The sequence below is a fragment of the Oscillatoria sp. CS-180 genome, assembly GCF_028330965.1.
Taxonomy (GTDB): domain Bacteria; phylum Cyanobacteriota; class Cyanobacteriia; order Phormidesmidales; family Phormidesmidaceae; genus Halomicronema.
The window spans coordinates 209,627-230,732 of record NZ_JAQMUB010000088.1 but is presented as its reverse complement, the minus strand read 5'-3'; the positions used below and the strand labels follow the sequence as shown (position 1 = coordinate 230,732).

The following is a 21,106-nucleotide window of genomic DNA, read 5'->3' as shown; positions in this document are numbered from 1 at the left end:
ACAGCCAGCCTCCACAACAAACGCACTCCATTTCCTGTTCCCGATTCCTGCTCCCTTAAGACACTGAGACATACTCAACCAAGCTGCACAGGGCTATATATCCTGCTTTCAAGATTTGGTTTCAGCGCTGGGGATTGCTGCTGGGGATGAGCAACAGCAGAACGGTGAGTGGAATGCCTGCACAGACATATAACCCCATACGATAGTTGCCAAAAAATTCGTTGAACATGGCTAGGAGAGACGGCCCGATCGCGCTAGCAATGACTAGCGTCATCATCTCGACGCCTGCGATCGCCCCTAGGTGTCGTCGCCCAAAGTAGCGGGGCATGGTCACTGTCGAGAGGGTACCGAAGCAGCCGCCTGTGAAACCGAGGCCGAGAATGGTGAGCAATCGCAACAGTGGATTATCCAAATGGGCCATACTCGCTACGCCCATTGCTTCGAACAGCATCATGGCCATGAACAACACCTTCAGGCGGATGCGATCTGACGCAATCCCAATGAGGTAGCCCGTTACGGTCGCTATTACACCGATAGGGAGAAAAATGGCTACAGTTTGTTTTTCCGGCAACCCAGCAGCAGCCCCAATATCAACAATGTGAAAGGTAATTCCTGTAATGGTCAACGCTTGGGATGCTAGCGCCAACGTAACGGACCAGAATGCTAATGTCTTTAAAGCTTCGCTGCGAGTGAAATCGTGGGCTGTTGAAAAGGAGCGTGGTTGGGCTGGAATGTCTTGAGAATGTTCTGTCGGTTCAACGGTAGAAGATGCAGGAACCTCTGCCAAAGATGCTAACCGACCATCCATGAGTAGCCCACATTCTTCTGGATTGTCTCGATAAAGTAGCCAGCCCAAGCTGCCCATTCCTATGCTGACTAAGGCGGCTAAACTCAACCATGCGCCCCGCCATCCCAAACCGTCAATAAAAAAGCTGAGCAATAAGGGAGCCGCTGAAAATCCGAAGGAGAGAAACACGCCCGCAGTACCGGAAGCTATGCCCCGACGGCGATCAAACCATTTACCAACGGTAGTGCGGCTCACTAAAGTCAACATGCCCTGGCCGCTAAACCGCAGACTAACGAAGCCAATGCACAGCAGAACAAAGGCAACGGGCAGGGATGAATTGAGAGAGAAGATTGCGCTAATTTCTTGGGCGAGGCGATCGCTCACACTCAAGTAGACCAGCGTTAGTCCTAACCCAATCGAAGAGACGATAACAACTATTCGTGCCCCAAACCGATCAATAAAAACACCTCCCAATGGCAAAAACAGTCCGCTTGTGAGAGTGCCGATGAGGTAGGCATTGCTAAGTGCTAACCGAGAAAGCCCAGTTGCTCTCAGGAGTGGGTCTGTGAACACGCTCACGCCGGCGGTTTGCCCGGGAATGCTCATGAGAATTCCTACGGTGGTAGCGATGAGAATCACCCAGCCGTAGAAGATGGGAAACTGAGCCGGTTGAAAGGGGAAATTGGGCTGCAAAACGCGGCTCTGATTGAGGCGATGCAGGGCGATCGCTATCAGCTTGGGCAATCGAAAAACAATGGAATTACGCAAAAAGGGTTAGTCCTGCTGAAGCGATCGTTGAAGTGGATAGCGTCAAACTCACATTCCCGCCTCTGGAGAGAAAGCTGTTCTACAGATTAGGGTACCTGCCAAGCGCGGTCATGATATTTGTCGGGTTCGGCGTAAGGATCCTCCGATAAATGAGGATGAGCATGGTGATGATGATCGGCGTGATGATGATGATCGTGATGATGCCCAGACTCGCCAGACTTATTGGCCGACAGGCGAAACTTGCACAGTTCACAGTTCATCGCAACTGTGCCCAGCTGAGTTTCGATTTCACGACGCCGCATCACGGCCATCAACTGAGGATGGATTCCCATTTCTGGTAAACAAACAATCTCAGTCTCAGGAAAAAGCAACTGCTGTTGGGCAGCGATCGCCTGAATTTTCTTCATCAGGACTCCTGTAAATAGGAAGTAAGGCAGCACAATGATACGTTTGGGCTGATAAAGACGCGATCGCCGAAATCCCTCTTCCAACCGAGGATGCGTGATGCCAATAAAGCACGTTTCAACAGTGTTGTAGCCACTGCCTTCCCATAGAAGACGGGCCAGCTTGTAGACATCTCCATTTGCATCAGGATCACTGGCCCCTCGTCCAACGAAGAGTAAAACGGTATCCTGACGTTTGATACGGCGTGAATTGTGGTCAGGATGATCAAGCTGAGCCAGGCGATCTCGCCACAAATCGAGGATCTCCGGCGCGAGTCCAAAATGACGACCATAGTGAAACCGCACATGAGGATGGCGTGATCTGGCGCGATCCAGCTCGTTGGTGACGTCAAATTTATTGTGACGAGCGGCAAACAGCAGGATAGGCAATACAGAGATATCGGTGTACCCTTCAGCGACACAACGCTCAACGCCGTCTTGAATCGTCGGTTCTGTCAGCTCTAGAAAACACGGGATAACGGGGCGAGCGGTATCCAATGCCTGATAAGCCGCCGCAAAATCTAACACGTTTTGGCGACCTTGGGCATCACGGCTGCCGTGACCAATGAGTAGGAGCGATCTCTGTTCCGGCAGCGGCGGTAAGGTTAAACGATAACCCGTATCAAGGGTGCTAGGGTCTTTCAGAATTAAAGCAGTCATTCAAATTTTCTCCAGTCCTGTGCATCGCAGGTGGTGAAGACACAACGTTACGAGTCGGCATTCTGACTTAAGCAGAGTTGAAACTCTAAATGGGCAAGTTTCAGCTTTGGCTATCACAGTTGCGGCACAGCGTCGGACTAGCAGGTAACTCCTGCGCACCGAACTTTCCCCACAGATAACGGCATCAATTTTGCTCTGCTATCTTAGCCTGGTCTTTGTATCAGTACGGATAAGTTATTAGACGTTAGTTGGGGAGCATGTCACCTTCAAAGCCTTTACCCTGCATGCCTCTTCCCTGTAATAAAAAGGGGGAATGTAGAACTTGACCTTCTCGTGAGGTTGGCCATGCAGGCCACTTGAAACCTAACAGGCTCCCCATCAGCTGTGATCAAGAAAGAGTCATTCAGATTGACTACTGATCAAAAGTCAACATATTTCAGCATATTTGATAATGGACGCATTTCAGTAATTATAACTAACGTTTAGACTAATTACCCCTTTTGCTGAGAACAAGTAAAGGTATTTTTACGTTCTTAGCTCCAGCGTTGATGTCGAAGATAAGCGATGTTATGTGATTATATCTACAACACATTTTAAGAACGTTTTAAACTCTATTTGAAAACAGTAGAAGTACCTTAATAAAATACTTTTAGGACAACCTGGATAAGTCTTTTAAGGACTATTCTTGTGAAAATAGAACCATTTCTGATTTTTTGAATAAGTTGAATCAAATCGCTTCGGTCTATTACATCAATAAGTTACTTTTTAGACATAGTTCAGTGAGAGTATCCCCATGAAAGTCAAATTTCTTAAGCACTTTTTTCTAGGCGCAGCACTTCTATCAACAAGCCTGATGGCGACAGAAGCTCAAGCATTTACATTTAACGTAACGGAAGCTCAGAACTTGAAAGAGCAAAATCAAGAGCTATTTCGCTTTTTTCGGAATTCCGTTAACCAGGAAAGAAATCACCTTGCAGAGAATCAGCTAACACCTTTAGATGCGAATGATTTGCTTTTCAACACAGCGAAGGGGGTAGAAGTCTATTTCATTCATGAGGGAGCCGGATACAAAAATCAGATTCTATTTTCTGCTGACGGTGCTGAGCCTGAAATTCTGTTTGAGAATGCTTCTAAAAGAGGCAGCGGTGGTTCTATGAGCTATGGAGAGGGCTTAGTAATCAATGACTTTGACGGGCTGCCAGAAATTGCTCAGTTCGATCTTTTTATTGCCTCTGATGGTTATCGCAATCCAAATGCTCGGAATAACCTATACGGAGCTGATGCTAGCAAAAATAGTGACGGCATTAACCACATCACAGCGTTCAGTCATGTTGATGAAAAAACAGGTGAGCGCTATACCTTCATGGGATTCGAAGACTTGCCAAATGGTGGCGATCGCGACTTCAACGATGTTGTCTTAGTTGTCAGAGGCGTCTCTGATAGCGCCGATGATCTGGTGGAGGTCCCTGAACCTGCTAGTACTACCGCAATGCTGGGTTTAGGAGCCGTCGGAGTGATGATTCGCCGTAAGCGCTCCAGCACACTAGCTTAAACAAGCTGCCTCACGGAGGCTGACTAGTAGAGGTCTAAACGTCAATTCAAGGATCCGCTATCGTAAAGTCTCTAAAAGGGTCAAGTTGTCTTAAGCAACTTGACCCTTTTGGGATGAAAGACGCTCAACCGTCATTTCGCTTTGTCCAAAACCACAACTGTTGTAAACCGAGCGAATGTTCATCTAGGATCGTTCCTAGGTAACATAGCGACATTGCGATGCCTGTTGCACAGCAACGTCAATTCACCAATGCCCTTGAAGCAAACGATCTCAGCCTATCTTGATGACACCAATCGAGCCAAGGGAGAATGGGTTACAGGCACGATCGCAGTTCTTATTTTTCTATCGGCTGTCATTTTTGTTGTAGAAACGTATGAAGTTCCTGATCAGCTGCGCTTAATTCTTAACGGTTTAGACTGGACAATTCTGAGCATTTTTGCGGTGGAGTATCTGCTCCGCATATGGATAGCAGAGCGCTGGTGGGCTTATGTCTTTAGTCCTTACGGATTAGTTGATCTGATTGCAATCTGCCCATTTGTCCTGGGATTCTTGGACATGCGCTTCGTGCGGTTGCTGCGCTGGCTCCGAGTCTTGAGGTTAGCGAGATTTTTGGGCGATCGCGCCATCCTAGGACGATTCACTGCGGCGGATACGCTGGCCGTTGTCCGCATTGTCTCTACCTTGTTTGCCATCATTTTTATTTATGCAGGGATTATTTTTCAGGTCGAGCAGCGCTACAATCCCGACACCTTCACGTCCTTTTTAGACGCTGCTTATTTCGCGGTCGTTACCATGACGACGGTGGGGTATGGCGATATTACGCCTGTGTCAGACGCAGGTCGGTTGTGTACGATTCTGATGATTCTGACGGGTATTGCTCTGATCCCCACTCAGCTTGGCAACCTGATTCGGCAGATCCTCAAAGTCTCTCAGTCGCTTCAGATCCCCTGCTCGAACTGTGGCTGGTCGGTACACGATCCGGATGCTCGCTTTTGTAAGCGATGTGGGGAATCACTGCCTGCTTTCGATGCAGCGCCTCAAATGTCTAAGAGCGATCGCCAGGACACGATTACATCGACCTCGATGCCGTTTGCGCCTAGACCAACGGTTGATCTTCCAGAATCGGCTTGGAGCAAGCCGACCAATTCACCAAGATCCTCTCCCCACGACGCTGATTAAAATCTCTGCATTTTCTCAACCTCTCCTACATAGGGCGATAGAATATGCCTTTTGCACTGGTGCAACAAGCGATGGATAAGCAACAGCGGGCATTATCTCCACTCGATTTAATATGGGCCTTAATTGGCTTGGTGCTCACCATCACGGCAACTTGGTTGGAAGCCTTCATCACCAATGCCCCTTGGGACTGGAATGCAACCGGAATTCAAATCTATTCGCTGGGCGTCAGTTTTCAAGTCGGAGCCGTTCTACTAACGGCCTGTGTCGGTGGCAAAAATGCAGCAGCTCTTGCCCAAATTGCCTATTTGACTCTAGGATTATTGTTCTTTCAGGTTTTTGGGTTGCCTATCTTTACGCAGGGAGGCGGACTTGGTTACGTGCGTGAGCCGAGTTTTGGCTATTTGGTCGGTTTTATTCCAGCAGCTTGGGTTTGTGGCTATCTTGCCTTTCAAGAAAGACCTAAACTAGAGACCTTGGCCTTTAGTGGTGTTTGTGGTCTAGGGATTGTCCACGGTTTCGGACTGTTGTATTTAGCGATCGCGTCCCTCGGGAGCTGGCTGGAACAAGTTGCCTTTCCCGCTTGGGATGCCATTTTTGCTTATTCGCTAGCGCCTTTGCCAGGGCAATTAATCATGGTGTGTGCTGTCTCTGTACTGGCGTATTTGCTGCGCCAAATCTTGTTTTATTAATGCTTATGAGGTTCAAAAACCCGCTTTTCTGGATTGCTGCAATCATTGGGCTAGTGCTAGATCAGCTCACCAAGCTTTGGGTTGTCAACAACTTTGAGCTTACGTTTCCCCCAGAAACCATTCCGCTCTGGCCTAGCGTTTTCCACTTTACTTATGTCACCAATACAGGGGCAGCTTTCAGCTTATTTAGTGATAACGGCGAATGGCTACGTTGGCTGTCGCTAATCGTTAGCTTAGCTTTGATCGCGTTGGGGCTATGGGTCCTTTTGGCAAACCGTTGGGAACAAGTCGGTTATGGGCTGATCCTGAGTGGTGCGTTGGGTAACGGCATCGATCGCTTTTTCAACGGCGAGGTCGTCGATTTTCTTGATTTTCGTTTGATCCGTTTTCCTATCTTTAATATTGCCGATGTTTGTATCAACATTGGGATTGCCTGCCTGATCATTGCAGCCTTCCGGGCTGCTGACGATAGCGGCAATGGCAACGGCAATGGCAAAAAGGTAGTGCGTCGCGACAGATAGCTTTTACAAAAATCGTTAGACCGCAAATATCTCTGTCACTCTCCTTTCCGTAACCAACTCGTTAGGATTAGTAGAATAGGGCCGAGTTGTTTGCTACAACAAAGCCAAGTTCCTTTATCGTGCGCGTATGAGTTCGTCTAAACCGCCGACACCGCCACGCACCTTTCTAGGTAACGTTACCCAGGCGTTTAAATCTGCTCAGCAGAACATTGATTTCTCGAAGATTGCTCTTAAGACTGGGGCTAAGCCTGCCCTTTTGGAAGTGAATTACCAGGGCAAAGTTGAGCAATTCCCGCTGCTGGGCGATCGCTACCTGCTAGGCCGCAGTTCCCAAAGTAGCGACATTGTTGTCGGCAGTCCAATTGTTAGCCAGGTTCATGCTTCCCTCACTCGTGACCCGAACCGTCCAGGTCGTCCTTTCGTTATTAAAGACAAGAAATCAACCAACGGCATTTATCGCGGCAAAAAAAGGCTGAACTATTGGGTTTTCCAGCACGGTGATGTATTAACGTTAGGGCCTGCTGACTTAGCTGACGGAGTCACCCTACGGTATGCAGAACCTCCGCCTTGGTATTTACAGGGACTGAAATATGGTCTTTATGGCTTTACAGGAATTACAGCGATTTTGGGGGCTTGGATTGTCGGCCTAGAATGGCCCAAAATTCCCATGCGTCCAATTCCTGACTCCGTGCAGGGGCCGGTGATTATTTATGCCGAAGAGGGCGGTGATGTGATCCCGCTACGACCCGAGCCGACCCAAGCTCACCAGGAAAAAAAGCGCATTGCTGATTATTCTGCCTTTTTACCGAAAGCGGTCGTTGCCTCAGAAGACACCCGCTATTACTGGCATCTTGGTGTTGATCCTATCGGTATTACCCGTGCCCTGGTGACTAACATTCGGGGGGGCGAGATTCGAGAAGGGGGCAGCACCATTACTCAACAGCTTGCCCGTAGTGTCTATCGCGAATATGTCGGTACCGATGACTCCGCTGGTCGCAAAATCCGAGAAGCGATCGTGGCGCTCAAGCTAGAAAGCTTTTACAGCAAAGACGATTTGTTATTGCTGTATCTCAATCGGGTCTATCTGGGGGGCAATCTCTACGGGTTTGAAGATGCTGCCCAGTTCTATTTCGGCAAATCTGCCAGTGATTTGACGCTCTCTGAGGCAGCTACTTTGGTGGGCATTCTGCCAGCTCCCAATGCGTTCAATCCTGTGCAAAACTACGAGGCAGCTGTGGACTACCGCGATCGCGTTCTAGATCGCATGACTGCGTTAGGCATGGTTAGCGCAGAAGACGCTCGGCGGGCCCGGCGATCTCGTATCGAGATTAGTCCCTCAGCGCGGGAAGAATTGCAAAGTATCCGTGCTCCCTATTTTTACACCTACATTTTCCAAGAGCTAGAAGCGGTTTTAGGAGAAGGGTTGGCTCGGGAAGGTAACTTCATCGTCGAAGCGACCCTTGACCTTGATATGCAGGCTGATGCTGAAAACGCGCTGACCTCGGATGTGCTGAGCAATGGTGCTGGTCTCAACTACAGTCAAGGAGCCGTCGTCACGTTAGATAGTCAGTCGTCAGAAATTCGGGCTTATGTCGGCGGTGTTGACTATCAGACCAGCCAGTTTGATCGCGTTTCCCAAGCGTTACGACAGCCTGGGTCTACCTTTAAGGTGTTTGCCTACGCTGCTGCTTTGGAAGACGATATTTCACCGGGTCAAAGCTTTGGCTGTGATGGTTTGAACTGGCGCGGGCAGTTTTTTGAGGGCTGTCGTTCAGGGGGCAGTCCTCTGGATATGTACAGTGGGTTAGCTCTCTCGGAAAACGTTGTGGCACTCCGTATCGCTCAAGAAGTCGGACTTGATTCTGTGGTGCGGCAGGCTCAGAGAATGGGCATTGAAAGTGATTTAAATCCCGCTCCGGGCTTGGTCCTAGGCGAGAGTGAGGTAACGCCGCTAGAGCTCACGGGAGCTTTTGGAGCGATCGCCAACGAAGGAATTTGGAATCCACCCCATGGCATTCGTCGTGTTTTGGACAGCAGCGATTGTACTGATCCCAATGATGCCAACAGTTGCCGTATCATCTATGAATTTGGACAAACGGGCAACACGAATCAACAAGTTATTTCCCCTGACGTTGCTCAAACATTGACTAACCTCATGCAGGGCGTTGTCCAGGGCGGTACCGGAGGCAATGCTTATCTCGGTTTAGGAGAAGCTGGCAAGACTGGAACGACCAACGACAACCGCGATCTCTGGTTTGTTGGCTTTGTCCCAAGTCAAGATTTGGTCACGGGGGTTTGGCTAGGCAATGATGACAACACCCCCACTGACGGCAGTAGTGGTCAAGCCGCTGAGCTATGGGGTAACTACATGGATGAGGTTGTGAGATAGCGTTCGTTAGCCCTCTTCGTCAACAGGGGGCAAGACTTCGACAGAGACGTTAACGGCTTCGTCAGAGCGATCGCTGCTGGTCACGTCTACAGCATTGACCTCAACCGTCCCTTCCGGTGTGAAACGCTCAAAACCGCTACGGGTGACTTGCAATTGAGTACGACAGTTAGGGCAAACGGTTTGAGCTTTATTTAACCCCGTTAAGGGCGTATCACAAACTGGGCAGTTGCCCTCTATCAAATTTCGGCTCAGCCACCAGCGAACACCGAAAAACAGCACAAAGGGTGCGACCGAGATCAGCACGAAGATGATAGCAATGGATTTAACCAGCCAACCTAGGCCAATGCTGCCCAAGAGGAGCGCGATCGCAATCAGCGTGAACCAGCAGCCCAACCCTGAAAAGTTAATTCGATAATTGTTTGACCCTTGTGAATACACAATCCTGCCCTCATGCCACGTCTTTGTCTTTTGCAGACAATCCCATCTCTAGAGGCGAAGTTCCTCAATGTTGTTCAACGTTGTAATCAATCGCTCTGTAATAGTGACTCTAGCCTAATCTACAGATTTGTCTTCTGTCCGGGGTGATGTCCGAACGCCTCTGTGATGAAACATAGCGTTGGATATTTTTCCTGAGTCTATAGGGTTTCAGTTTGGTACAAAGGGCGTGCTGTAGTCTTGCCATCATTCGGACCGGCGATTGCCGCAACTGCATCAAGAGACAATGGAGTAAATTAGGACAAAACCGGCCTTTACAACCCAGCTATGACTGTCGAATCCTCCATCCAAACCAATAGCCTGCCTTGGCAAGTTCGACAGGCGGGTAAAAATCTGTCGGAGTGGATTCAGCTGCAGCTATCATCAGGCGAACAAGAGACATCATCAACCCCACCTGACTTTGAACTACCCGTTTGGATCAGCGAGGCGCTGATTGGGCTATTTGCCATTGGCGCGATCATCTGGGTATCTTGGCTGATTGTGCAAGCAATTGAGCGATATCTTGAAAACCGCCAAGGGAATAGACCGTCTCAACCGGTGGTACAGCTCACGCCTGAGTTGGCCAATCAAAGTGTCAAGGAATGGTTGAAACAGGCACGACAGTTTGAGCAAGAGCGGAACTGGCGGGAGGCGTGTCGCGCACTCTATATGGCAGCGCTACAGATTTTGCACGATCGCGACTGGATTTCTCATCAAGTCAGTCGAACGGACGGCGAATATTTGCGGGAAATTCAGACTCTAAAACAACCGAGACCGGTTCAACTTCTGGTCAACACTCATGAGCGATCGCTGTTTGGAGGCGATACCCTAACTGCTGAGAACCTGAAGCGATGCCGTACCGCCTATGAGGAAATTGAAAAGCGATGAACGGCTCTTTATCTTTCTCCAACCGCTATATTCGCTTTGGTTTAGTTGCTGTGGTGCTGTTGTTCTTGGCAATCTTGGTGCTGGCACCTGCCACAGGGCAAAAAACGAGCGGTTCTACGTACAATCGTGCTCCTCAGGGATATTTGGGCTGGTATGCCTACATGGAAGCTGAAGGAAAACCCATCAAGCGCTGGCGGCGCCCCCTGACAGACCTGCTAGAACAACCTGCTTCAGAGGAGCCACAAACATTGCTGCAAGTTTATTCGGGAATGGTCAGCACCTATCGAGCCTGGGACGGTGAATGGCTGAGTGATTGGCTAGCTGCAGGCAACCGTTTTGTGGCCTTGGGGATCAATACGTGGATTGAAGATGTGCCTTTTACGACTAGCCAAGTGAGTCCATTTGGAGACGTTATTGTCAAAACTCGTCGGCGAGAACGGCTCCCCATTAACAGCGATCGCAATCTGCTGGGAGATGAATTTGGAGCGATCGTTTGGCAGGAAGAACGCAATGGCAATGCTGCTCAACTCTATGTAGCCGCCACGCCTCACCTCGCCGCCAACGCCTATCGCTATGCGCCTGGAAACTATGATTTTCTAGCAGACCTGGTGACCCAAGCCGGTGGCACCATCTGGGTTGACGAATACATACATGGTTACAAAGATGCTGACGTTGTTGTTGAAGAGGTTGTTAATAGCTGGGGAGCTTATCTAGCCGAAACGCCAATCAAAATTGCGCTAATTCAAATAGCGATTTTGCTGAGTATCTTTCTACTGGCACAAAATCGGCGCTTAGGAAATTTGACCCCCGTCAGAGAACCTAAGGTTGATAACAGTCAGGCTTACATTGATGCGCTTGCTGCGGTGTTGCACAAAGCCGAGAGCACCTCGTTCTTAGTCGATATGATTACAAAGGCGGAGCGATCGCGGTTACTCCAAGCTTTGGGCTTTAATAAGACGGGGGTTGAAGATGCCGCACTGCAAGCAGCGTGGACACAGCAAACTGGACAACCTGCTGAAGCGATCGCGCCACTACTCAAATCAACCCAGCAGCCTCAACTCACTGAATCCGCTCTCAATACCTGGTTAGAAACACTCCGACAAATCCGACAGACGCCAATCCAATAAGACCAACGTGTACTTTCCGCTATCTTATCAAGGCCGACATTATGAATGAGTTGCAAGAGCAGATCAAACAAATTGGGCAAACTCTCGGAAAAGTAGTTGTGGGCCAAGCAGATGTCATTGACCAGTTGCTGGTCGCACTCTTGGCAAACGGCCATGTCATTTTAGAAGGGGTCCCAGGCACGGGGAAGACACTGACGGTTAAAGTGTTGGCTCAGCTGATCCAGGCAGATTTTTGTCGCATTCAACTGACGCCCGACATTCTGCCATCTGACATTCTAGGAACCAATGTCTTTGATCTGAATACCCGTGACTTTACGCTCAAAAAAGGGCCTGTTTTTACGCAGGTTTTGTTAGCCGATGAGGTTAACCGGACGCCACCAAAAACTCAAGCGGCTCTGCTAGAGGCCATGGAAGAGCAACAGGTGACGCTAGATGGCACCCTGCATCCATTGCCGGACCTCTTTTGGGTCATTGCGACCCAAAACTCCCTAGAATTTGAAGGCACCTATCCTCTGCCTGAAGCACAACTTGACCGCTTCCTGTTCAAGCTTGTGATTAACTATCCTGATCCTCAATCAGAAAAGCAAATATTGAAAAATACTCAGGCCGGATTTGAAGCGAGGCGTGTCAATATTCGAAACTTTAAGCCGGTTATGGGAGAGAAGGCCGTTTTGGCAGCAAGGCAAGCAGCCCGCCAAATCAAAGCTGATGATGCAATCTTAGATTACCTCCTAGCGCTGACCCAAAAGACGCGCCAGTCCCCCGACTTATCTTTGGGAGCTTCTCCACGATCTACGGTCAGTTGGTTGCAGGCCAGTAAGGCCCATGCCTGGTTGCAAGGACAGACCTATGTGACGCCAGATAATGTTAAGGCCGTTGCCGCTCCGCTCTTGCGTCATCGTCTCATTTTGGGGCCTGAAGCTCAGCTTGATGGCCTAACTACGGACAAAGTTATTGTCTCTCTGCTGAAGCAAGTCGCTGTGCCCCGCTAATGCTCATACTTTGCACCTTAATCTAAACAATGAGTCCAACGTTGAAGCTATATGGACTACTGGCAGCTGGTGGAGCGATCGCCACTGCCATGAATGCACTGAGCGGTCCATCGGAAACATTTCTATCCTTCCCATTAGAGGCGATGTTGCTGTTTGACGGATTCGTGCTTCTAGTGGCGCTGATCGATTGGGCTCAGGTGAGTGATCAACAGCGTGCCAAGGTCCGGCGAGAGAAGTTGCCCCGGCTTTCCATTGGTCGCGACAATCCCGTCACGATTCATGTCTCGACCATGAAAGCAGCAACGCTACAGATCTTTGATCGCTATCCCAATGATTTCGATGAAGTACCCATGCCCTTGACAGTGCGGTTACCTGCCAAAACGTCTCAGGCGATTACTTATCAGGTTTTTCCCACTCATCGCGGAGAATATCCGTGGGGTGACTTACAGATTCGGCAACGGGGACCGTGGGGCTTAGTGTGGCGCAGTTGGACTGTTCCTGCTGCTCAAACCGTAGCGGTCTATCCTGATTTGGTAGGACTGCGATCGCTCTCTATTCAGCTCGCCATTCAATCTACGGGCAATGTTCGTCAGCGAAAGCGCATTGGCATTGGTACTGAGTTTGCTGAACTGCGAGAATATGCGATTGGAGATGATCCGCGCTTCATCGATTGGAAAGCAACTGCACGTCGTAGTGCTCCCCTAATTCGGGTTTTAGAACCCGAACGGGAACAATCGCTAATTGTGCTGCTCGACCGGGGGCGGCTGATGACTGCCAATGTCAGGGGGCTGTCTCGCTTCGACTGGGGACTGAACGCAACACTGTCTCTGGCGCTCGCTGGGCTACATCGAGGCGATCGTGTAGGGGTAGGCGTCTTTGATCGAGAAATGCATACCTGGATGAGTCCCACCGGTGGAAAACAGCATTTGCAGCGCCTGATAGAGAAGCTGACGCCCATTCAACCTGCGCTATTGGAGTCCGATTATCTAGGGGCCGTTACTCAAGTGGCAACGCAGCAGCTCCGTCGTGCCTTAGTTGTTGTCATTACCGATATCGTAGACAAAACTGCATCTGCGGAACTATTAACGGCTCTCACTCGGTTGAAAGCTCGTCATTTGCCATTTTGTGTAACTTTGCGCGACCCTCAGGTAGACCAGCAAGCCCACCAGTTCACTGACGATGTTGCCGATGCCTATAATCGCGCGGTTGCTTTGGATTTGTTGGAACAACGGCAGGTTGCTTTTGCTGAACTCAAGCAGGGAGGCGTGCTGGTGCTAGATGCCCCTGCCGATCAAATTACTGAACCGTTAGTCGAAGACTACTTGCGAATCAAAGCTCGGAATCGTCTTTGAAGGGACACCTGCAAAAAGGCAAGGAACGCGATCGCGTTCCTTGCCTTGACAGCGACGCTAGCCGTTATGGCTGTCGTCAGTTCCGTCAGGACAAGACGGCGAGCCATCTGGCTATGGGCTAAGCGCTCGGATGCGATTAAGTGCACAAGCCTAGATGGCTAAGCTATGTACGCAAAAAGGGGTTGGCATACTAGCGCTGTGGCGTTTCTCGGTTGTTGGGAGACTGAGAATCTGGCGAGATTACGCCATCCGTCTCATCCATATCCTCAGACTCATCCACCATGCCATCAGTAGTACTATCGTCGGGTTCAGCCCGATTGTTAGGAGACTGACTATCCGGTGAAATTACACCATCAGTCATATCGGGAGACTCCATGTCGTCCATCATGGGATCAGCAGCAGGCTGATCGGGAATGTCCCGATTATTAGGAGACTGACTATCCGGTGAGATAATGCCGTCAGTGGGGCTAGAATTCTCAGTTGAGCCTTCGTAAGGATTGATTTCACCCGTTTCTCTGAAAATTTCGAACGCCTCTTCGTAGGTCATAGGACGACGCTGAGCTGTTCCGCTACCGGGAACTGCTCGGTTATTGGGAGACTGGCTATCTGGGGAGATGATGCCGTCAGTCAGAGAAGAATCCTCTTCCATCATCATTTCACTATCGGATTCAAGTGCTCCCTCATCAGGAATCTCTCGGTTATTGGGAGACTGACTATCAGGGGAGATGATGCCGTCAGTTCCCTCTGGCTCATCCATCATCTCGCTATCAGAATCAGATACGCCCTCTCCAGGGACCTCCCGGTTGTTAGGAGACTGGCTATCTGGGGAAATGACGCCTTCGGTAGGCTCTTGATGCATTTCAGCACGAGCGACAGTTCCCACAGTGAGCGCTAGCGTTGCTGACAAAGAACAAACGATAAAGCGTTTCATAAAAACTCCATAAAGAACAAACAGCAAACTCATCCACAGACTGGCGTTGCTCCAATAATGTTTCTGAGGACTCTTTGCATCTCACAAGAGCCTTAAGCACTGTCATGGAGTGCTCAATTTAGCTGACGTTCATCAGACTAAAAGAAAGTCAGCGATCATCAATTAACCCTAAGGAAGGGACATCTTTCATCCATAGGTTATAGATTGGTTAAAGTTCCTTTCCTTTAAGCTAAAGGGCTTTGACCTAGATACCACACTCGATTTTCATCTTCCTTAATCTAGGATGAGAAAGATCTGAAATTTTAGTGAAATGAGTTCTCTGGGGACTACTAGGTCATATGAGGGAAAAAGGCATCCCATTTGATCGGGCAATCAGCTACGGTAGTAAAACCGTTCTTTATTGCCAAGAGGCTGATGGTCCAGAATCTCGATTTCCAGGGCTATAGCGATCGCCTACCTCCCCAAAATGTAGAAGCTGAAGAAGCCATTTTAGGCGGCATTTTGCTTGACCCAGAAGCCATGGGACGGGTGATGGAGATTCTAAATCCTGATGCCTTCTACATCAGTGCACATAAAACCATTTATCGGGCCGCGATCGATCTGCATACTAAGGGCCTGCCGACTGACCTAATGACGGTCACTATTTGGCTGAAGGACCGAGAGCTATTAGACAAAGTGGGTGGGCAAAGCCGAATTGCTCAACTGGTCGACCGCACCGTCAGCGCTGCCAATATTGATCGCTATGCTGCCTTAGTGATGGAAAAATTCATGCGGCGGCGGCTAATCCAAATTGGGGGTGAAATTTCTCAATTGGGCTTCGAAGCTGACCAACCGCTGGAAGTTTCTCTGGATGAGGCTGAACAGAAGCTCTTTGCCATCACCCAAGACCGTCCCCAGCAGGCCCTTACCTCTACAGCAGACATCTTGATCGAAACGTTTGCTGAGATCGAGGAACGAGCAGAGGGAATCGTTTTACCTGGTATCCCCTGTGGTTTCTATGATTTGGACGCCATGACCCAAGGTTTCCAACGCTCTGATCTGATCATTGCAGCCGGTAGACCATCAATGGGCAAATGCTTGAGTGCGGATACTAAAATCCTGCTGGCGGACGGCAGCCTCAAGACTATTGAGGAAATTTATCAAGCTCAAACAGCAGACCTGTTAACGCTACAAGCAAATTGGCGGTTTGTTAGAACTCGACCTAGTGCGTACATTGATGATGGCCTCAAGCCCGTCTATCGGGTTAGAACTGGCACAGGGCGAGTGATTGAAACAACGCTGAGTCATCCTTATCTAACCATTGAGGGCTGGCGATCGCTCAGTCAACTTCAGGTTGGACAAAAAATTGCAGTGCCTCGCTGCCTACCTATTTTCGGAACGGAGACACTACCAAACCATCAGATTAAGCTGTTAGCTTATCTGATAGGTGATGGGTGTCTCACCCAAACCGCACCTCAATTCACGAATGCAAACCCTTTAATTCAGGCAGATTTCTGCGAAGCAGCAAGCTTGTTTCCAGGTGTGAAAATCCGGCAGGAGGATTCAGGTGGTAAAAGAACCCTAACCCTTCACGTTACTGCCAGCAATAGCAGTGTACAGATCCAGCGCCGCCAGTTCGGCAAAATCCTGCATCGATCTATCCAGAATTCTGGCTATTCCGCACGATGGCTTGCACAGCAATTGCAAGTTAGTCCCAGCTTGGTGACGCTGTGGCAGCAAGGTGAGTGTGCCCCCAATCCATCGGTTTTCAACACGCTCTGTCAGTTGTTGAACATAGAATCCAAAGTGCTTGCCCCTGGAGGGCTTGCGACAATTCGCTGGATGAGTCAAAACACAATGACTCTTTGGTTGCAGCATATGGATCTCTGGGGTAAGTCGGCGCATCAAAAGGAGGTCCCTGCACAACTGTTTAAGTTGCAAAAATCGCAGATTGCTCTTTTCCTCAATCGTCTTTTTGCGACAGACGGATGGGCTACGGTGTTGGCAAGTGGTCAAGTGCAGGTCGGATTTGCCTCCGTCAGCGAGGTGTTGATCAGACAAGTACAGCATCTCCTCCTGCGATTTGGCATCATTGCTCGTCTCAAACATCGCTCAATCAAGTATCAAAATAGCCGTCGATCAGCATGGCAATTAGATATCACAGACGCACAGTCTATTAAGTTTTTCATCTGTGAGATCGGTATTTTTGGTAAAGAGTTGGCACTTCAAAAAGCTGCGGATGCACTTGCTGAGCGTCGCTATCAGACCAATCGTGATCTAGTGCCTGTTGAGATTTGGCGGCGAATTCAATCAGCAAAAGGGACCGAAACCTGGAAGTCCCTAGCGACTAGGGCAGGCTTGTTGAACACGAGCAATATTCATGTTGGGAAACGGGCTCTTAGTCGCAATCGTCTCTTTGCTCTGGCAACGGCCCTGGATGATCCTGAACTTCAAGCGATCGCCACTAGTGACATCTACTGGGATGAAATTCTTGAAATTACAGCCTTAGGTAATCGACAAGTCTATGACCTAACTATTCCTGAGACTCACAACTTTGTGGCTAATGATATTTGTGTCCACAACACAGCATTCGTTCTGAATATCGCGCGGAATATCGCCAATACGCAGAAATTACCGGTTGCTATTTTCAGCTTGGAGATGTCGAAGCAGCAGTTGGTCTATCGTCTCCTGTCTAGCGAGTTAGCGCTAGAAACCAGTCGCCTCCGCACGGGTCGCCTTAATCCTAATGAATGGACCATTTTGGGTGAAGGGATTAATCAGCTCTCAGAAATGCCGGTTTTCATCGATGATACGCCCAATATTTCAGTTAATGAGATGCGCTCAAAAACTCGGCGCTTGCAAGCTGAACAGGGCGGTGCTTTGGGCTTAATCCTGATTGATTATTTGCAATTGATGGAGGGCAGCAGCGACAACCGAGTCCAGGAATTGTCAAAGATTACGCGATCGCTCAAAGGACTTGCCCGCGAGCTCAACGTTCCTATTATTTCACTCTCGCAGCTCAGCCGAGGCGTCGAATCCCGCACCAACAAACGCCCTATGATGTCGGATTTGAGGGAATCCGGCAGCATTGAACAGGATGCAGATGTCATTATGATGCTGTATCGCGAGGAGTACTACGATCCTGATACGCCTGATCGCGGCATTGCAGAAATCATCATCACCAAACACCGGAACGGTCCCACGGGAACGGTCAAGCTGCTGTTTGAACCACAGTACACACGCTTTCGAAACTTGGCTCAGCCACCGGGATAAGTCGCTGGAGAGTGAGCATTACGGGACTAAGGCGCGTCAAGGAATTTAGGTAACCCATACACTACGACAGCAATATCCTCGTTATTCAAAACACTGGGAAAGCTTATCCGCCTTGGTTTTGAATTTTGTAGAGCTTTGCTTTTCTCGTTCGCCTTTAGTGTTCTCGAAGAGTAAAGTGTTTTTCATTTTGAATTCCGCGCAGCGGTACTAATGATGTTGCTCACGCTACAAGCCGTTTTGAATTCTGGGCTGTGAACTGACATTCAAATCTGTTTAATCAAGAGTGTCGCCAAGACGTTTAGCCGTTGCAGCTTCGTTGGGACAAGACGGCGAGCCATTATCGAATATGAGGTTCTCCGACAGCTATTTATTGATAGAGTCTGCGATCGCAGTTTCAGGCTGTTTCTCTACAGATAAACTGGACTGCGCCCAGCCAAAAGAGCTTTCGAGCAGCCCTGCTGACAGACTAGGGTGGGGCATTGTGTCAGCTAAGAGAAGCGTTACAACCAACGCCAGTACTAAACGACCGATTTTGACTTCTTTTAGAATTTGCATAGTTTTGTCCTTTAGGGCTTCAGCGAACTGCACCTCATATCGCAAAGATATGTCGCCCTAAGGCTCTAAAGAAGGGACAAATTCGCCAACCCGAATGCTATTTTCTGCAAGTGTCTATCTACTAAACTGTTTAGTTAAATTATACAGCCTTTGAACCTGCAAGATGCCCTGAAACGGCTAATCCTAAAACTGTCCTCGCCTCATTTGCAAGGTCGTTTTAACGGAATGGGTAACGGCTATATCCAGCTATATCAGCAGCTTGAGAAACAGCATTGATAGTGTTGATGCAGAGGAATGCACTTCGCTAGGGCTGACAGACAGAGACTTTACCAACGGCAGGTCATCTTCTATGCTCACAGACATACTTTTGGATGAGGTAGCATGGCCCGTCAACACAATTCTTGGCTCAGGCGACTGACTTACAACTTGAAGGATGAGATCTTTCTCAAGCGACTCGGACAAGTAGAGAGTATTGTCTCAAAAGTTCTTTCGATCGCGATGGTTTTCGTCATTCTGGTTACCGTTGTTGATCTGGGAATTGTGCTGTATCGCGCCCTCTTCGTCGTAGATACAAATGGCTTCTTCAAAACGATTTTGACAGAAATCTTTGGCCTCTTTCTCAGTGTGCTCATTGCATTGGAGATTTTGGAGAACATCACCGCCTACATCCGCAAGCATGTCGTGCAGGTCGAGTTAGTGATTGCCACCGCTCTAACCGCCGTGGGTCGAAAATTGATTATTCTGGACCTGGAGAAAGTGCCCGGTGTTAGTCTGATTGGTCTAGCGATCGCGATCTTTGCCCTTGCTGTCAGTTACCTGATCGTGCGGTCGGTGCATCGATGATCTTGGACGTCATGCAATGACGGTTTTCTAGAGGGGTTAGCCAACGTGTATAGGGGTTTGGAACTGTCTGGTAGTAATCGACAACAACGATGGCTATTGATGCGAATAGAGCTAATTATTAACTTTGATAGAATATTGGCGTCAATTTTGCTTGAGTATGACGTATTTCTAAGTGGTAGGAGGTGACGTGGCTTTAAAGGCTTGGCATCATCGGTGGATAGGAGTAAGTTTACTGCTAGTTGGGGTGCCCTTACCTGCGATCTCGCAAGTCCAAACGCCTCCGTTAACGGCTAATCCCGTCAAGGTCGGTGTGGAATATACGCCTGAGCGGACTGTCGCTGTTGACAATAATGCCTACGTTCTTGGTCAACAGTCCGACTATCTGCCTGAGGCTGTGCCGAAAGCGGATCGAATTGTCCTACGCCTAAGTGATCGGCGCGTCTACGTTTATGATGACGAACGGGTTTTGGACAGTTTTCCGGTTGCTATTGGTGCACCCGAGACTCCAACGCCTGTGGGAGAATTTGAGATTTCCCAGATGATTGTTGACCCTGCGTGGCAGAGCCCTTGGACAGGAGAGGTCTTTGCACCCGGAGCTAACAGTGCCTTGGGACTACGATGGATTGGCTTCACCGAACTTCCCAATGGCGTTATTGGATTTCACGGCACGCCCACCGTTTCTTCCATCGGTAGGGCAGTTTCCAATGGCTGCGTTCGTCTCACTAACGAAGACGTATTAGCACTCTATGCTTACGTTGAGGTTGGAATGACAGTTGTTGTTGAGCCATGACTATGTTGAATTGTAGCCTCAAGGATCTGGCCACTTCTGGTGGTGTGAGAGTGATAGCAACCATCGCCTTGCTAACCATCAGTGGATTTATCTCGGCTAATTCTGTTCAGGCTTCGTCCCCTACCGAACCGGTTGAACTATCGAATCTAGACAAGCCGCTCGATTTCGTCGGTAATTCTGCAGCAGCCTCGGACGCAATTAGCGTTCCCTCTCTCTATCTGCCAGAGCCGTCTCAACAGATATCGCGCTTAGTTCTGCGGCTGTCTGAACGACGACTATACGCTTACCAAGGCGATCGCGAAATCGCAACCTATCCGGTTGCGGTTGGCCGAGATGATTGGGAAACCCCGGTGGGAGAGTTTACCGTTTTCCAGCTTCAGCAGCATCCGGCTTGGGAACATCCGATGACAGGGGAAATCGTGCCTCCCGGTCCTGACAATCCATTAGGCTCACGATGGATCGGGTTTTGGACCGACGGCACTAATGCCATTGGGTTTCATGGCACCCCTCACGAACATTTGATTGGAGAAGCAGTTTCCCATGGCTGTGTTCGCCTTCGCAATGCCGACGTCATCGAACTCTACGAACGTGTTGGACTCGGGACTCAGGTGGTAGTCCTTCCCTAAGGGTTATCAATTGAGTGAGCAATCTGCAAGCCTCTCCGAAATTCACCTGAAGTGGAGAGTACTCTACCAGCTCGTGACTTGCGTAAGATCTCTGACCTGATAGTGCTTTTAAGATCACTAAGCTAATAGCCAGATTTAACGTTCCGTGACAAAGATTGGGGTGTTGCAAAGTTTACTACCGATGCATAGAGTGATCGCATAATCGCTTCAAGCCCGCTGTCGCAGGATGTTGACAAAAAAATCTGACGAAATCTCTAAATGTATAGATGACTTTCAATCCGCTGAGTC

At 49.2% G+C, this 21,106-nt stretch carries 19 protein-coding genes; 13 read left to right on the top strand and 6 right to left on the bottom strand.

The features are described 5' to 3' along the window. Positions 1–121: 121 nt before the first annotated feature. Positions 122–1,555, bottom strand: a complete 1,434-nt coding sequence (locus tag PN498_RS23095) for an MFS transporter (protein ID WP_272065771.1) — start codon at positions 1,553–1,555, stop codon at positions 122–124. Positions 1,556–1,641: 86 nt separating this feature from the next. Then, on the bottom strand, positions 1,642–2,658 hold the full coding sequence (locus PN498_RS23090) for a sirohydrochlorin chelatase (RefSeq protein ID WP_272065770.1): 1,017 nt from the start codon (positions 2,656–2,658) through the stop codon (positions 1,642–1,644). Between the two features lie 793 nt (positions 2,659–3,451). Between PN498_RS23090 and PN498_RS23085 the strand changes: the two genes are divergently transcribed. From PN498_RS23085 to PN498_RS23065, 5 genes are all read left to right on the top strand, one after another. Continuing rightward, positions 3,452–4,210: a DUF4114 domain-containing protein gene (locus PN498_RS23085; RefSeq protein WP_272065769.1), complete on the top strand. Its 759-nt coding sequence runs from the start codon at positions 3,452–3,454 to the stop codon at positions 4,208–4,210. 249 nt (positions 4,211–4,459) lie between these two features. Further along, positions 4,460–5,389, top strand: coding sequence for an ion transporter (locus PN498_RS23080; protein WP_272065768.1), 930 nt, complete (start codon positions 4,460–4,462; stop codon positions 5,387–5,389). 44 nt (positions 5,390–5,433) lie between these two features. Beyond that, complete coding sequence (locus tag PN498_RS23075; RefSeq protein WP_272065767.1) at positions 5,434–6,078, top strand: biotin transporter BioY; 645 nt, start codon at positions 5,434–5,436, stop codon at positions 6,076–6,078. A gap of 5 nt (positions 6,079–6,083) precedes the next feature. After that, complete coding sequence (gene lspA, locus PN498_RS23070; RefSeq protein ID WP_272065766.1) at positions 6,084–6,599, top strand: signal peptidase II; 516 nt, start codon at positions 6,084–6,086, stop codon at positions 6,597–6,599. A 127-nt stretch (positions 6,600–6,726) separates the two neighbouring features. Beyond that, on the top strand, positions 6,727–8,988 hold the full coding sequence (locus tag PN498_RS23065; RefSeq protein ID WP_272065765.1) for a transglycosylase domain-containing protein: 2,262 nt from the start codon (positions 6,727–6,729) through the stop codon (positions 8,986–8,988). 6 nt (positions 8,989–8,994) lie between these two features. Here the strand turns inward: PN498_RS23065 and PN498_RS23060 are convergent, their stop codons facing one another. After that, entirely contained in the window at positions 8,995–9,426 is a 432-nt protein-coding gene (locus PN498_RS23060) for a hypothetical protein (RefSeq protein ID WP_272065764.1), read from the bottom strand. A 324-nt stretch (positions 9,427–9,750) separates the two neighbouring features. Here PN498_RS23060 and PN498_RS23055 point away from each other — a divergent pair, with 324 nt between their 5' ends. The 4 genes from PN498_RS23055 to PN498_RS23040 are packed head-to-tail and all read left to right on the top strand — an operon-like array spanning position 9,751 to position 13,821. Beyond that, a complete protein-coding gene (locus PN498_RS23055; RefSeq protein WP_272065763.1) occupies positions 9,751–10,350 on the top strand; it encodes a DUF4129 domain-containing protein in 600 nt (199 codons plus the stop codon). After that, complete coding sequence (locus tag PN498_RS23050; protein WP_272065762.1) at positions 10,347–11,477, top strand: DUF4350 domain-containing protein; 1,131 nt, start codon at positions 10,347–10,349, stop codon at positions 11,475–11,477. The genes PN498_RS23055 and PN498_RS23050 overlap by 4 nt, the downstream gene beginning before the upstream one ends. Positions 11,478–11,518: 41 nt before the next feature. After that, positions 11,519–12,469: an AAA family ATPase gene (locus PN498_RS23045; RefSeq protein WP_272065761.1), complete on the top strand. Its 951-nt coding sequence runs from the start codon at positions 11,519–11,521 to the stop codon at positions 12,467–12,469. Between the two features lie 29 nt (positions 12,470–12,498). Continuing rightward, positions 12,499–13,821: a DUF58 domain-containing protein gene (locus PN498_RS23040; RefSeq protein WP_272065760.1), complete on the top strand. Its 1,323-nt coding sequence runs from the start codon at positions 12,499–12,501 to the stop codon at positions 13,819–13,821. On the opposite strand, the gene PN498_RS23035 is transcribed toward PN498_RS23040, so the two are convergent. Next, positions 13,788–13,967: a hypothetical protein gene (locus PN498_RS23035; protein WP_272065759.1), complete on the bottom strand. Its 180-nt coding sequence runs from the start codon at positions 13,965–13,967 to the stop codon at positions 13,788–13,790. The genes PN498_RS23040 and PN498_RS23035 overlap by 34 nt on opposite strands. A gap of 44 nt (positions 13,968–14,011) precedes the next feature. Further along, a complete protein-coding gene (locus PN498_RS23030) occupies positions 14,012–14,752 on the bottom strand; it encodes a hypothetical protein (protein WP_272065758.1) in 741 nt (246 codons plus the stop codon). Between the two features lie 414 nt (positions 14,753–15,166). On the opposite strand from PN498_RS23030, the gene dnaB reads away from it, so the two are divergent. Continuing rightward, a complete protein-coding gene (gene dnaB / locus PN498_RS23025; protein WP_272065757.1) occupies positions 15,167–18,004 on the top strand; it encodes a replicative DNA helicase in 2,838 nt (945 codons plus the stop codon). Between the two features lie 363 nt (positions 18,005–18,367). Here dnaB and PN498_RS23020 read toward each other — a convergent pair whose 3' ends face one another. Beyond that, the gene (locus PN498_RS23020; protein WP_272065756.1) at positions 18,368–18,559 is read right to left on the bottom strand and encodes a hypothetical protein; all 192 of its coding nucleotides are present in this window, start codon (positions 18,557–18,559) and stop codon (positions 18,368–18,370) included. A gap of 381 nt (positions 18,560–18,940) precedes the next feature. Here PN498_RS23020 and PN498_RS23015 point away from each other — a divergent pair, with 381 nt between their 5' ends. The 3 genes from PN498_RS23015 (at position 18,941) to PN498_RS23005 (ending at position 20,818) form a co-directional block, all read left to right on the top strand. After that, a complete protein-coding gene (locus PN498_RS23015) occupies positions 18,941–19,402 on the top strand; it encodes a phosphate-starvation-inducible PsiE family protein (protein WP_272065755.1) in 462 nt (153 codons plus the stop codon). Positions 19,403–19,589: 187 nt separating this feature from the next. After that, positions 19,590–20,192 carry a L,D-transpeptidase gene (locus PN498_RS23010; RefSeq protein ID WP_272065754.1) on the top strand — a complete coding sequence of 201 codons (603 nt, stop codon included), beginning with the start codon at positions 19,590–19,592 and terminating at the stop codon, positions 20,190–20,192. Between the two features lie 2 nt (positions 20,193–20,194). Further along, positions 20,195–20,818 carry a L,D-transpeptidase gene (locus PN498_RS23005; protein WP_272065753.1) on the top strand — a complete coding sequence of 208 codons (624 nt, stop codon included), beginning with the start codon at positions 20,195–20,197 and terminating at the stop codon, positions 20,816–20,818. Positions 20,819–21,106: the final 288 nt, after the last annotated feature.